This window comes from Vibrio ziniensis (genome assembly GCF_011064285.1).
Lineage (GTDB): Bacteria > Pseudomonadota > Gammaproteobacteria > Enterobacterales > Vibrionaceae > Vibrio > Vibrio ziniensis.
Genome location: NZ_CP049332.1, coordinates 1,141,675 through 1,155,396 on the forward strand (window position 1 = coordinate 1,141,675; position 13,722 = coordinate 1,155,396).

The window sequence follows — 13,722 nt, forward strand, 5'->3', positions numbered from 1 at the left end:
TTTGATATGCATTTTCCAGTTAACGAGCCTATCTTACCCGAAGAAACTTTTGTGCTGTCAGACGGTGCACCCAATGAGCTTCTCGGCGATTGGCCAGATCGGTTTTATGCACACATATCAAGGCTAGAACTTCATTACTTTAAAGCCAAACACCCCGCTAAAGCTCAAGCTTTAGTGTTTGGTGGTGGAGGTTATCTGCAATTGGTTCATGACAAAGAAGGCGTCGAAATCGCGCATTGGCTTAACAATATAGGCATTGATGCTTATGTAGTTACCCATCGACTACCGGGCGCAGTCAACAAAGATGGAAGTATTAATAGCTTTGATATCGCCTTACGAGATGGACTAACCTGTTTAGATTTCCTTAAAAAACGTACAGGATTGCCGCTTATTCATGTGGGACTTTCTTCGGGCGGACATACAGCAGGAGTAATGGCATGCCAAAATGCGCCGTTATCTGCTGTAGGTGCAATTATTACATATGCACCAATTAATGCTAATCACCGTAAATACAAATCACCTAAAGGTAAACCTGATTACCCCCCTGTCGAAAAGCAGAATTTTTATGACGCATGGCCAATCGGTATTGCATCTGAGTCCCATGGTGTACCAGCGGTTCCTTTATTTGTAGCTTACGCTCTCCATGACGAAGCAGTGCCAATTGATCATGTTCTTAACCTAATAAAGACAGCACAAGTCTATGGTAGTGATGTCGAAGCTCATATCTATCCCGATGCACCACACGGTTTTGCGTTAAGAGAGAAACATGGCACACATGCTCAGTGGCACTTACTTGCAGAGAAGTGGTTAGAAAAATTATTGGTTGATATCTGAACGTTACCGCGTATGGTTCAGTCAAAATGACAAGTGACTCTGCTTGCTAGGCTCATCATCTTTACTAGCAATCGATTTTAAAGCACCTGCTAAATAGAGCTGGTGCTTTAACTTTATTATCTTACCACAATTTGTAACCAATAAATTACCGGTACTTATTTCTACTTTATAGGAAAACAAATATCTGTTTTGATTATATTTGTGTTGCTAATGCGTACATTGTTTTATATGTTATTGATAAATATGTGAAGTGTTGCTGCTCGCGATCGAATACTCACAAAACGCATGTAGCTTCATGCCATTGAACGATTAGCATTAGATGGAATAGTGGTTATGGATAACTACTTTTGGCTGCTAACTTCGGCATTACTAGTGTTTGTAATGCAAGCAGGTTTTCTATGTCTCGAAAGCGGCCGAATTCGCAGTAAAAACAGTATTAACGTTGCAGCAAAAAATATTGCTGACTTTATCATCTCAGTCATTATTTTCTGGCTGTTCGGCTTTTCGCTCATGTTTGGTGAAAGCTATTACGGCTTCATCAATCCTTTTCCATCCGTTTTCAATAACGTCGAAAATCCTTGGGATACTAGCTTTTTTCTCTTTCAAGTTATGTTCTGCGGTACAGCAACAACTATTATGTCTGGTGCGGTTGCTGAACGAATGTCTTTCAAAGGCTATTTACTTATCGCAACGGTGTTAAGTTCCCTCATCTATCCAGTGACGGGTCATTGGGCTTGGGCTGGTGCCTTTAACCCTGATAACCCAGGCTGGTTACAATCTTTAGGTTTTGTCGATTTCGCGGGCTCAATGGTAGTTCATGGTGTTGGTGGTTGGCTCTCTTTAGTAATCATTATGATCATAGGACCACGTATTGGTCGGTTTGATCAGGGAGTGACACTTCCACAAGGTAGCAATCTCCCGCTTTCTGCTCTCGGAACTCTGCTACTTTGGTTTGGCTGGTTCGGCTTTAATGGCGGCAGTACCTTAATTTTTAATGCTCAAGTACCCATGGTTATTCTTAATACCTGTATTGCGGCTGCTTGGGGTGGCGTGACGGCTTCTGTCATTCACTACTATTACCACCGCCACTTTGATGTTTCGTTGATACTCAACGGTATTATTGGTGGGCTAGTCGGTGTTACTGCAGGTTGCCATGTGGTTGACACCATTGGCGCTACGCTGATTGGTTTAGTTTCTGGCTGCATTGTGTTCTTCGGTGAAAAGTGGATTAACTCACTACGTTTAGATGACGCACTGGGTGTCGTTCCCGCTCACCTGTTCACCGGTATTTGGGGCGTTCTTGCAGTGGGTCTGATAGGTGATCTAGACAAAATAGGCACAGGTTTAACCCGTACTGAACAAATTGAAATTCAGCTACTCGGCATAGTGTGTATGAGTGCTTGGTGTGTGGTTATCGGATTTATCGCAGCGAAAGTAATAAACCACATAAGCCCATTACGTGTTACCCAAGAAGATGAAGAGCAAGGTATGAACGTGGCTGAGCATCACGCCGCGACAGAGCTTTTAGACCTACTAACCTCTATGAAACATCAGCAAGATAAAGGCGACTTCTCCTCGCCTGTTCCTGAGCACCCGTTTACCGAAGTTGGTCTCGTCGCCACTCAATACAATAAAGTTATTAAACGGGTACAGACTGAAATCTCTGCCCGAGATGAAGCAATCGATAATTACCAAACTAGCGAACTGCGTAAAAGTGCTATTTTGGATTCTTCGATGGACAGCATTGTCACCTTAGATTTGAAAGGAACCATCTTAGAATTCAACTCCTCGGCAGAACGAACTTTCGACAGCTCAGCATCACGAGCCAAAGGACAGAGTTTTATCCAGACTTTTGTTCCAGAGCAATCTCACTCGCGTTTTTCTGACAGTCTCGAGCACGGTTTTATGCTCCCAGAAGGCTTATTGCTGAACCGTCGTAACAATCTGAAGTTGAAGCGTACAGGAGGCAACGAATTCCCCGCCGAGATTTCGATTACCTACTCTAAGCAACTGGATCAAACCAAAGGCGAATACGTGTTGAATATTCGCGATGTGACACGTCAACGTAAGTTAGAAGCCAAATTAAAACAACTTGCTTATAGTGACCCGTTGACCGGTCTATACAACCGGACTTATCTCGTTGAGAAGATGAAAACCTATCTCAATAATTTAAGCAGTTCTGACCAAGCCATCATCGTATTCTTTTTGGATTTGGATAAATTCAAACGTATTAACGACACTATGGGTCACAAAGCTGGTGATGAGCTGCTGTGTGAAGTAGCAAGAAGGCTAAGTAGCGTTACTCGCCAGGCGGACATCATCACTCGTTGGGGTGGCGATGAATTTATTATCCTGATGCGCGGAGATATCAACCTGTCAATTGCTGACAATAAAGCTAGCGAAATTCTCAATGTCATGCGCCAGCCAATAGAACTTGCAGGCCAAACGCTGAACATTCCGACCAGTATTGGCATCAGCATGACACACAATGCCGAAATCGAAGCAGACAAGCTCATTCAGCAAGCTGATATTGCTATGTATCAAGCCAAAATACTTGGGCGCGATAACTACCAGTTCTTTGATGACCAAATGGCGTTGCGCGCACGCCAAGATTTCCATTATGAACAAGCTCTAAAAGAAGATCTCAATTCAGAACGTTTCTATCTTGTCTACCAACCAAAAGTTACCGAGAAAGGCCACATCATCGGGCTGGAAGCACTCAGTCGCTGGGAACATGAAACCGATGGATTTATATCTCCTCCTGTATTCATAGGCATCGCAGAAGAATCAAGCTTGATCATTACCCTGGGCGAACGAGTCATTCAGACGGTCCTAACCTTTTTGCACAAGCTCAAAGCCGAAGGTTCAGAGTTAGTTCCAATCTCTATAAACATTTCCGGCAAACACCTGCTGAGCGATGAGTTCGTTCCAACACTACGCAGCCAATTAACCAAGTTCGACATTGATGGTCGTTGGATTGAAATAGAGATTACCGAAGGTGTACTGGTAACCGATATTAATCGCTCAATTGAAGTAATGACGCAGCTAAAAGAATTGGGCATATCCATTTCAATTGACGACTTCGGTACAGGTTATTCGTCGTTGAACTATCTTAAACGTCTACCAATTAACATCCTTAAAATTGATAAGTCGTTTATTGATGAATGCCACACGATTCAGGAAGATGGAAAAATCTGTTCAACCATCATAAGTCTTGCGCATAACTTAGATCTTGTGACCATTGCAGAAGGTGTTGAAACTGCAGAACAGCTTGATTTTCTTCTCAAAAATGGCTGCCAATATTTCCAAGGTTATTACTTCTATAAACCTCTGAGACAAAGCGATGTAGAAGCCTTACTTGAAGGCAACTTACACCACGCCTTCATTAATGCTTGATCCTTCTCTCCCCTCTGCCGATCTACGCAGAGGGGTTTCCTCGTGTAAAAGTGAGATAACGTTCGCCTTTTCAATGACTCCCATTAAGCATATGCACATTTGTGATTAATCTAACGATATAGAAATAGCGCTGCGTGTATTTTAAACCGTCGTTTCATTTTAATAATAAGGATGGTTATGAAGCCCGCTATTTTTGCTACTCTGCTAACCTCTGTTTTAGCTCTGTCACCACAATTGTCATATGCCGATGCTGCCAACGGTCCAGATTATCAGACGCAAGCGTTTGATAGCGCTGAACGGACATTCCCACTGTTTTATGAAAAACTGAAAGAGCGCATGCCTTTCTCTATGGGCTGGGAAAAGAACCAACTCACTCCAGAACAATGGCGCACTCAAGGATTAGAAAAAGCACGAGAACTGCTTCTTCCGTATCAAGACAACACTCCATTTAATCCTTTGGTTATTGATGAAGTTGACCGTGGTTCATACGTTGCACAAAAAGTAGTATTCAATATCAGCGATGAAAGCCGAGTGTTAGCGTTAATGTTAGTACCTAAAGGTGACGGTCCTTTCCCTGCTGCACTTTTCTTACACGATCACGGCAGTAAATTTGATATCGGTAAAGAGAAGTTTGTTAAAACTTGGAATGACGAAGCTCGTCTGGCTTCATCACAAGCATGGGCCGATAAATTCTTCTCTGGTAAATATCCGGGGGATGAACTCGCTAAACGTGGCTACGTTGTACTGTCGATTGATGCATTGGGCTGGGGAGATCGTTCTGTACCAGAGTTCGCTACCAACTCGCAACAAGCGTTAGCATCGAACCTATTTAACTTAGGAACTTCATTTGCTGGCATTATCGCTTTGGAAGATGTTCGAGCTTCAGAGTTTCTCGCAAGCCAACCAAAAGTCGATAAAACTCGCGTTGCGTCCATTGGCTTTTCTATGGGTGCATTTCGCTCTTGGCAATTAGCAGCGCTCTCCGACTCTATTACAGCCAGTATTGTGGATTGTTGGATGGGAACAATGAAAGGTTTAATGGTTCCAGGTAACAACCAGCTTAAAGGTCAATCCGCGTTTTCAATGCTTCACCCATACATCGCTCGATACTTAGATTACCCTGATATTGCTTCACTGGCTGCTCCAAAACCGATGCTGGTATACGCAGGTGGTCAAGACAAACTGTTCCCAGTAGACGCTGTTAAGTCAGCATTTAGCACCATGCATGCGGTATGGAAAGCGAACAATGTTGAAGACAAATTGCAAACTAAAATCTGGGAAGATAAAGGACACACCTTCACTGAAGACATGCAAAAGGAATCATTCGATTGGCTGGATAAACAGTTCGGCCTTTAACCTAATGTTGCCGTAGATTTACATTCCATTTTAAAGAGCTAAAGATTCCCTTTAGCTCTTTTCTTATTTAACGGCTTAAGTCTTTTACGTAAACGTGTGTCGTTTTACTTTTTTCGAATCCAACCTTGGGATAAAACGCGTGGGACTCTTTTCTTTCGATATTGGATCTTACGACGATCTTCTCTAGTCCTTGATTTACGCCCCACTCTTGAGCCTTCTCGACCAAAGCCTGTGCGATTCCTAACCGGCGATAATCATGCCCTACCACCAAACCCGTAATTTCAGCTTTTAATCCAGATTCAAGGAACAAGCGTTTCTCTACCGCTAACCATCCACAAACGCAGCTATCTTTGATTGCGATAAACACACCATGCATTGGCGACGCGTTAAGTTGTGCTAACCAATCTTCTGTTTCATCCGCGTTAACAAAGTAGCCCAGTTCTGATGTTAACTGCGCAATCTGTTTTGAGTCTTCTTGGCTAGCAGTGGCAATATCAAAATTCATTAACGTTCCTTGTTTCGTCATAGGGGCTTCAAACATGACAGCTTAGATAGGCCAAAGCAATAACGAACAAGGCTAGCAACAAATTTTAGACAAAATAAAACCTCAATAAAGAGGTTCTATTTTTAATCGCATTGCCGTTATCCAATACACCGCTGTTTATTCAACAGACCTTGGTTTATTCAACATACTTTGGCTTATTCAGTAAACGTTGGGTAATCGGTTAATCCTTTCTCTGCTCCACCAAACAAAGTGTTCGCATCGTGCGTAGCCCATGGTTGACCGTTTTTTATACGCTCAGGCAGATCTGGATTGGATACAAATGGGCGACCAAAGCCTATCATGTCCGCAACACCTGAACTCAGAGCTTGTACCGCCTTATCAACGTTGTATTTGCCCGCATAAATCAGTGTGCCAGCAAAAGCTTCACGTAACGCCTGTTTAAACGTCATCGGCATAAGAGGTGCATCATCCCAATCCGCTTCTGCGATATGTAAATACGCAATACCGTATTTATTGAGCACTTTCGCGGCAGCTACATACGTCTCTTCTGGGTTCGCATCGACTGTCCCATTGAGCGTAGTCAACGGAGCCAAACGTACACCAACACGGTCAGCACCAATCGCATCACATAGTGTCTCAACCACTTCATCAAGAAAACGTAAGCGGTTTTCCAAGCTACCACCGTACATATCTGTACGACTGTTCGATTCAGAATCAATAAACTGGTTCACCAAATAGCCGTTGGCAGCATGCAGTTCAATGCCATCAAAACCTGCCAATAGAGCATTTTTTGCTGCTTGGTGGAACTGATTAATCACTAAATTGATATCGTCTTGTGTCATTTCTCGCGGCATGGCGGTATCAACAAATCCCGGAGCATCAGTGCCGTTATCTATAAACACTTTTACGCCATCCGCTTTGATTGCAGAGGAAGATATTGGCTGCTCACCATTAATGTTATCAGGATGCGTAACACGACCCACATGCCAAAGCTGAGCGAAGATAACACCACCTTTCGCATGTACTGCATCGGTTACTTTCTTCCAACCTGCAATTTGTTCATCGCTGTAAATACCCGGAGTCCATGCATACCCTTTCGCATTTGGTGCGATTTGTGTACCTTCACCGACAATCAAACCCGCTCCAGCACGTTGCGCGTAATAAGTTGCCATAAGGTCATTTGCTACGTCGTTTGGTTGAGTCGCTCGTGAGCGAGTCATCGGTGGCATAACAATACGGTTTGCTAACTGAAAACGACCTACTTGAAGTGGTTGAAATAATGAGTCAGTCATAATATCCCCAACTGGAAAGTGAATGCTTTATGTTGGTCAGATTCTATCAATGAACTTGGTGGTGATTAATCAACGAAAGGACAAAACATTTTTGCAATTTCTACAAAAATAACCGCTGGGTAAACCTTTATATCACAGCGTAAATCTTGGTTTGATAAAGTCGATAAATGCCGAAATACGTCGAGCCACTTGCGACGATTTGTAGTAAACCGCGTTAATCAATTCTCGGTCTGACGACTCTTTGCGATAGGAATCTAGTAACACGATTAAGCGCCCTTCAGCGATATCCTGCTTTACCATATAGCCTGATAAACAACTGATGCCATTACCTGCAAGTACAAGCTGACGCACGGTTTCACCACTGCTACAGGCAATCGTTGGTTCGATATGGTCAACGCCTTCAACTGGCCAAACATTCAGACTTCTTGGAGTCGTAAAACCAATAATGTCATGCTGTTTAAGTTCTTCTGGCGTAACGGGAATCCCTTTCCTTGCAAGGTATTCTGGCGCGGCGACAACAAATAAGCTGCTTTTACCTAAGAAACTAGAATGTAACGTAGAATCCGGCAAACGACCGATTCGGATCGCAACATCAGTGCGCTTTTCAAGCAAGTCAACATAGCCCTCATTTGAGGTTAGTTCTAATTCTATATCGGGATATGCTTCGCTAAACTCTCTAATCAGTGGCACTAGCTGATTGAGCATAAAAGGGCTGGCGGCATCTACACGCAATTTGCCTCTTGGTAGATCGCTACCAAGAGAAATATCTTCCTCTGCTTGTCGCAGGTGTTGCAAACCCGAACGAACAGAGTCGACAAAACGCTTTCCTTCTTCGGTCAGCTCTAAACGTCTAGTGGTTCGATTAAGTATCGTAATACCAAGTTGCCTCTCAACCCGACTGACAGCACGTGATACTTTAGCGACTTGCACCCCCATAACATCGGCAGCCTGCGAAAAGCTGCCATTATCCACCACGTTAACTAGGATTTCTAAATCATCGGAGCGCGTAAGCATTAAATGTCCGTTTATTGCAAATTTGACAAAATTAGTCTGGCGATAATAGCCAATTTAAGTTCAAAACAAAATCGGAGTTTCGGCAAATGGGCGGAATGAAGATAACGAAACCCAACCTCTATTTATATTGCTCGACGCTGGGGTTGAAGAATTAGATATTTGTGCAACGTTAGATAACGCACTCTTTGATTGTGGAGGCTTTACCTACACCTTTTTCGATTATCGCCAACATCTGATCGTTTTTTACGGAAGAGACAATCTTATCGAGCAGGTTTTCTGCCGTTGATTCTGATGAGGCTTCAACCAAGCAGTAATAAGAGTTAGAGATCTGCTGCGTCACTTTCGAAATTGCTTCTTGGTCACCAAGCTCAGTGTTCATCAGATCATTAATGGATTGAGTGAACTCTTTCGCTCTTTGCGTAGCATCACCTAATACGTCGAGATTCAAACTTTTAAGATCAAACGATTCCGCTTTCGATTGCAAACCATCGACCGCTTTGTTCGCTACTGCTTGTGCTTGATCAATCACTTTATTGGCATCATCACACCCCACTAAAGCAAACATAACCGTTAACGATATTAGCGACTTCTTCATTTTTAACCTCAGAGAAATATGTAACGCTGTGATAATAAGTGAAGGTCAAAGTGTGTAGAACACAAATACCGTAACAAAATGCGTTAGATTTTCAATCCATTGAGTGAGCAGCGAATGGTAGTCAGCTACTTTACCAAACCGAGTATGGTTTTGAACTCTGGTGCGCGCCAGTCCTTAACCAGTTCATAAAGACACATCTCAATTGATGTGCGCTTAATGCCAGCGGAAGACATCTTTTCAATAGCGAGGGATTTGTTGCCCAATTCGCGCGAGGAAATACAATCCACCACCAGATGAACTTCGTGCCCCAATTCTTTCAGGCTCATAGCCGTTTGATAAACACAGATGTGAGCTTCTATACCACAAATCAGCCATGATTTTTACCTGAAGCTTGAATGTATTCTATGAAGCTTGGCTCACTGCAAGCATCAAATGTGAACTTGGTGATCGGCGTTTGACCAACGAGTAAGTCACTGAGCTTTTCGACCGTTCTGCCCAATTTTTTAGGATTTTGCTCTAACCAAACTATTGGCAATTCAAGCGCAAGTGCGCCAGAGAGTAACTTTGTACAGTTTGAAATCACCTGTTCACTGTCAGATACCAAACTGGCGAGCTTGCCCTGTACATCGACAATAATAAGTCCTGTATCTTGCTTGTTTAACACATATTCTCCTGACGTGAAGTAGAGCCTTCTTAGAGCTTAGCCTAAGAAGACTCTATTGTGTTTGTTGCTTTGCTACTCTGCCAATTATGCAAATAAAGCCTGCCATATCAGTCTTAACGCCAAGCACGTAAGAACAATATTGAACACTCGGTTGAAGTATACGTCGCTCATACGCTTTACAAATTTTAATCCCACCCATGTTCCTAAAGATCCAGAAACGATCATTAGAATCAGTAGTGGTAGCCAAGGCATAAACTCAAAACCTGCGATACCAAAGACCATAAGTTTTGTAACGTGTTGCAACGACATCGCTATCGCGAAAGTAGCAATTGTTGTTAAGCGTGCAATATGCACTTGCTTCACAAAGGCACCAACTAATGGGCCAGAAGCGCCAACAAACAGTCCGACAAACGAAGTCACTAAACCTGCAACCAAAACGCCTGTTTTACCCAAAGCTACCGAAGGGATTTTAGGCCCCCAGCAGAGAAACAAGATAAACCCTGCGATGGAGAGATACATCACCTCCGGTGGCAGCGAGACCAGAACAAAGAAGCCAATTATTGCGCCAAGTACCACACCTGGCGCAAACATGGAGATCAGTTTCCAGTCGATGTGTTTCCAACTCATAATAGCTCGCCCACTGTTCGAACCAAGTTGGATAAAACCATGCAAAGGTATGATGATTTGCGGTGGCACAACTTGAGCCATCACTCCTAGCATCATTACACCACCACCCGCTCCAAAACTCGCAGTGAACATTGAGGTAAAAAAGGCGGTAACGATAAGAAGCGTCACAATGCCTTGAGAATAACCGTTAAACAGTTCATTAAGATCTAACATTGCAAATCAAAACTCATCCAAGAGGCCAAGGTAAACTCACTACAGCTTGAAGTAAGCCTTGTGGTAAGTCGAGCACCATAATATACGCTAACGTACTGATAAACATAATGGCGATGAAGCCTGTAAGTATCGATTTAAACCAAGAAAGTTGAGCTTTGATGCGCAGAAACAAACTAAAGAACAAGAAGGTCGATAGAACGTAACCTGCCACGTAACAACCCAATATCATGGCGCCAATCCACGCGATATAACCATAGGCAGACTCACGGTTAGTCTCGCTATTTGCTTCAGAATCGTAATTGGCTGAGGACGTTGTTTTGTATCTAATCAGGTTTAATGCAACCAGAACGGTTAGCAAAATTAAAACCACAGAAATCCCAAGTGGAAATATTTGTGCCAACGTTGATACTTGAGTTGCGTCATAAAGTGCATAGCCCCCCACTGAGAGTACCGCACAAATAAACAGCAACTGAGGAGCAATCTTAGGTGTGTCCATCGGTTGCGTTTCGTGAACTGAAGATTTGCTGTTCTTAAGTTGCAGTCCGGTAAACGTTAGAGATACAACGATGATAGCAGCAATGATCAGCACGCCCGGTTTGTAAAGGAACGACCAGCCATCAAACTGTACGGCTTGGTAAAGATAGTTTTCCATCCCTGATGCTAAAACGTAACCAATCAAAAATGCAGGTCTTGGCCAGCCAAAGCGTTTAAGCAATATGCCAAGTACGCCCACTACGAATAACGCAGATAGATCGCTCAAATCTCGAGTTGCTTGGAACGCGGCAAAACAAATAACCGATATCATAAATGGTGCAAGTATCGCGTACGGAATGGTAGTCAGTCTCGCAACCCATTTTGACATCAACAAACATGCGCCTGCGCCTAGCACATTAGCTAAAGCCAACGACCAGATAATGGTATAAGTAACATCGAGATGGGTGCTGACCATTGATGGTCCTGGTTCCAAACCAATTAAGATCATCCCGCCAAGAAAAACTGCCATACCACCAGAGCCGGGAATACCAAATAGAATCGTTGGAATTAATGCACCACCTTCTTTCGCGTTGTTTGAGGATTCTGGTGCAATTACTCCTCTCACGTCACCTTTGCCGAAATTGCTTTTATCTTTACTAGTTTGAATCGCGTGACCGTAGGAAATCCAGTCAACAACACTGCCACCCAATCCTGGTAACGCGCCAACCATACAGCCAATACAAGCGCAGCGAAAAGCCAACCATTTATGAGCAATGAGATCTTTGACACCCGCAATCCAACCACCGCCTAGGCTAGAAGCTTCAGCAATCGACTTTCTCTGGCGAAGCAGTTCTACAATCTCAGGAATCGCGAAAATACCCAAGCCAACAACAACTAACGGGATGCCGTCCATTAGATATTCAATATTGAAATACAGGCGAAATTCACCTGTAGCTGGCGCGCCACCAATTGTGCCCAATAATAAGCCTAGACAGCAGGCAGACATCCCTTTTACTAAACTGTTCCCCGCTAACCCGCCAACCATACTTAGGCCAAGTAATGTCAGCATAAACAGCTCTGCAGAACCGAAAGCTAGAATCACTGGGCGTGCAATTAAAACGAATAGAGTAAGAACCAGAGCACCAAACAGACCGCCAAACAAGGATGCAGAAAAAGCGGCAGAAAGCGCGCGCGCAGCTTGCCCTTTCTTTGCCATAGGAAAGCCATCTAGTACTGTAGCTTGAGAGCCACTAGAACCGGGGATTCCCATCAAAACTGAAGTGAATGTGTCTGATGTAGGAATTACTGCCACTAAACCAATCAGCATAGCTAAAGCTGAAGTTACATCCATTCCATAAATAAAAGGCAGCAATAGAGATAAACCGGCAATTCCCCCCAAGCCAGGAAATATCCCTATTGCTAAACCTAAAACCACACCAACACAAAGAAAGAGCATATGCTCCATAGAAACAACTGCATAAAATGCAGACACAAATACATCAAACATGGTTGCACCTATAACGTACGAAATACACGATTTCACTCAATGTGAAACCGTGTATACAACAGCAAGAACAATTAAAATTTGACGTTATAGTTTTTCGTCAACCAACTTTGGATCCATGCTTTGTTTTCGTCTGACAGGCTGAAAATCATCTTCACGGCTGGTTCGATGCTTTTACCCACAATTTGGTCATAATCACCGATAGCATTACTTGCTTCTTCTTTGAAGCCTGGTTGACTGGCAATCTTAACCATAGTTTCACGGTAGGTGTTTAATGTATCTGCTGAAGCATCTTTCGGTAGGAACATAATCTTTTGTGCAGCAAAGCCAGCAATGAAGAAAGTTTTCCATACATCGTACACTTGGCCTTCTGGCTTCTTACCGTGAACCATTTCATACACTTCAGTGAAGGTTGGTAGGTCTGGGAAAGAAGGATCACGAACGATGTTGCCGTTGTCATCCAAAATACCCCAAGTTAGCAGCGGCAACGCTGTGCCTTGATCCACTAAAGGTTGAACTTTTTGAATGTAAGGAGCTGATGTTTGGTAGTCAATATTGACTTCGCCACGTTCAAATGCCAAGCGCCCTGCACTACGGTCCATACCAAAAACTGGTTTTATTTTTAGTCCTAACATGTCCATTGCGAGTAGTGGTACTAAATCCAGCGATGTTGGTCCCAAGCTTGGGAATGCTAGTTCCGTGTCTTTTAATTTTGCTAAGTCTTTTGCATCCCTAATCCCTAACTCCGGATTGATGTACAAAACACCGCCTGTTGGTGTTGCAAACACGGCTTGCCAGTCTTTAGGTTCGTAACGTGCACGTTTATCGCCAAGCAAATAGTAGAAAAGTGTAGAAGCTGTTGAGCCAAAGATGTTTGTACCATCGCTTTTTGCACGAGCGTCGAATTGGTTAGCACCGTTAATAGAGCCGCCACCAGGAATGTTCTTAATAACCACCGTCGGATTGCCAGGCAAAGACTCAGTCACCTTAGGTAAGAAAAAGCGTGCCCATACATCTGTGCCCCCTCCTTCTTTAAACGGAACGATCCACTCAACTCGTTCACCGGAGAAATCTTGTGCCATTGCAGTTGTTGATATTGTAGAGACAGATAAAGCTATGCCAGCAGCTAGCCCAAAAACTAGTTTGTTCATTGTAGACCTCGTTTCTTGTTTTATTATATTCGGTCGCATTTTAAGCAATGAACCTTGCAATAACCTTACTAAGAAACATTTTCCTAACATTGAATGT

Annotated in this window: 10 protein-coding genes and 1 pseudogene; 3 read left to right on the forward strand and 8 right to left on the reverse strand. The window is 43.3% G+C overall.

All coding sequences use genetic code 11. From position 1 onward, the window contains the following. Window positions 1-6: 6 nt before the first annotated feature. From G5S32_RS20120 to G5S32_RS20130, 3 genes are all read left to right on the forward strand, one after another. Window positions 7-834: an alpha/beta hydrolase family protein gene (locus G5S32_RS20120; protein WP_165313917.1), complete on the forward strand. Its 828-nt coding sequence runs from the start codon at window positions 7-9 to the stop codon at window positions 832-834. A gap of 333 nt (window positions 835-1,167) precedes the next feature. Further along, window positions 1,168-4,230, forward strand: a complete 3,063-nt coding sequence (amt, locus tag G5S32_RS20125) for an ammonium transporter (RefSeq protein WP_165313918.1) — start codon at window positions 1,168-1,170, stop codon at window positions 4,228-4,230. A gap of 177 nt (window positions 4,231-4,407) precedes the next feature. Then, entirely contained in the window at window positions 4,408-5,586 is a 1,179-nt protein-coding gene (locus tag G5S32_RS20130; RefSeq protein ID WP_165313919.1) for a dienelactone hydrolase family protein, read from the forward strand. A gap of 67 nt (window positions 5,587-5,653) precedes the next feature. Here the strand turns inward: G5S32_RS20130 and G5S32_RS20135 are convergent, their stop codons facing one another. The 8 genes and pseudogenes from G5S32_RS20135 to G5S32_RS20170 form a co-directional block, all read right to left on the reverse strand. After that, a complete protein-coding gene (locus G5S32_RS20135) occupies window positions 5,654-6,091 on the reverse strand; it encodes a GNAT family N-acetyltransferase (protein ID WP_165313920.1) in 438 nt (145 codons plus the stop codon). 194 nt (window positions 6,092-6,285) lie between these two features. After that, a complete protein-coding gene (locus G5S32_RS20140) occupies window positions 6,286-7,383 on the reverse strand; it encodes an alkene reductase (protein WP_165313921.1) in 1,098 nt (365 codons plus the stop codon). A 132-nt stretch (window positions 7,384-7,515) separates the two neighbouring features. Beyond that, window positions 7,516-8,397, reverse strand: coding sequence for a LysR family transcriptional regulator (locus tag G5S32_RS20145; protein ID WP_165313922.1), 882 nt, complete (start codon window positions 8,395-8,397; stop codon window positions 7,516-7,518). 169 nt (window positions 8,398-8,566) lie between these two features. Beyond that, complete coding sequence (locus G5S32_RS20150) at window positions 8,567-8,992, reverse strand: hypothetical protein (protein ID WP_165313923.1); 426 nt, start codon at window positions 8,990-8,992, stop codon at window positions 8,567-8,569. 125 nt (window positions 8,993-9,117) lie between these two features. Further along, window positions 9,118-9,656, reverse strand: a pseudogene (locus tag G5S32_RS20155) (hydrolase). 84 nt (window positions 9,657-9,740) lie between these two features. Then, window positions 9,741-10,496: a sulfite exporter TauE/SafE family protein gene (locus tag G5S32_RS20160; protein ID WP_165313924.1), complete on the reverse strand. Its 756-nt coding sequence runs from the start codon at window positions 10,494-10,496 to the stop codon at window positions 9,741-9,743. A 13-nt stretch (window positions 10,497-10,509) separates the two neighbouring features. Further along, window positions 10,510-12,477, reverse strand: coding sequence for a tripartite tricarboxylate transporter permease (locus G5S32_RS20165; RefSeq protein WP_165313925.1), 1,968 nt, complete (start codon window positions 12,475-12,477; stop codon window positions 10,510-10,512). Window positions 12,478-12,548: 71 nt separating this feature from the next. Then, window positions 12,549-13,625 (reverse strand): Bug family tripartite tricarboxylate transporter substrate binding protein, encoded by a 1,077-nt coding sequence (locus G5S32_RS20170; RefSeq protein WP_165313926.1) that lies wholly within the window; start codon window positions 13,623-13,625, stop codon window positions 12,549-12,551. Window positions 13,626-13,722 lie beyond the last annotated feature (97 nt).

Coding starts and splice junctions, on each gene's coding strand:
- G5S32_RS20120 (WP_165313917.1), top strand. CDS start 7: ATGCATTTTCCAGTTAACGAGCCTATCTTACCCGAAGAAACTTTTGTG.
- G5S32_RS20145 (WP_165313922.1), bottom strand. CDS start 8,397: ATGCTTACGCGCTCCGATGATTTAGAAATCCTAGTTAACGTGGTGGAT.
- G5S32_RS20140 (WP_165313921.1), bottom strand. CDS start 7,383: ATGACTGACTCATTATTTCAACCACTTCAAGTAGGTCGTTTTCAGTTA.
- G5S32_RS20160 (WP_165313924.1), bottom strand. CDS start 10,496: ATGTTAGATCTTAATGAACTGTTTAACGGTTATTCTCAAGGCATTGTG.
- G5S32_RS20135 (WP_165313920.1), bottom strand. CDS start 6,091: ATGAATTTTGATATTGCCACTGCTAGCCAAGAAGACTCAAAACAGATT.
- G5S32_RS20170 (WP_165313926.1), bottom strand. CDS start 13,625: ATGAACAAACTAGTTTTTGGGCTAGCTGCTGGCATAGCTTTATCTGTC.
- amt (WP_165313918.1), top strand. CDS start 1,168: ATGGATAACTACTTTTGGCTGCTAACTTCGGCATTACTAGTGTTTGTA.
- G5S32_RS20165 (WP_165313925.1), bottom strand. CDS start 12,477: ATGTTTGATGTATTTGTGTCTGCATTTTATGCAGTTGTTTCTATGGAG.
- G5S32_RS20150 (WP_165313923.1), bottom strand. CDS start 8,992: ATGAAGAAGTCGCTAATATCGTTAACGGTTATGTTTGCTTTAGTGGGG.
- G5S32_RS20130 (WP_165313919.1), top strand. CDS start 4,408: ATGAAGCCCGCTATTTTTGCTACTCTGCTAACCTCTGTTTTAGCTCTG.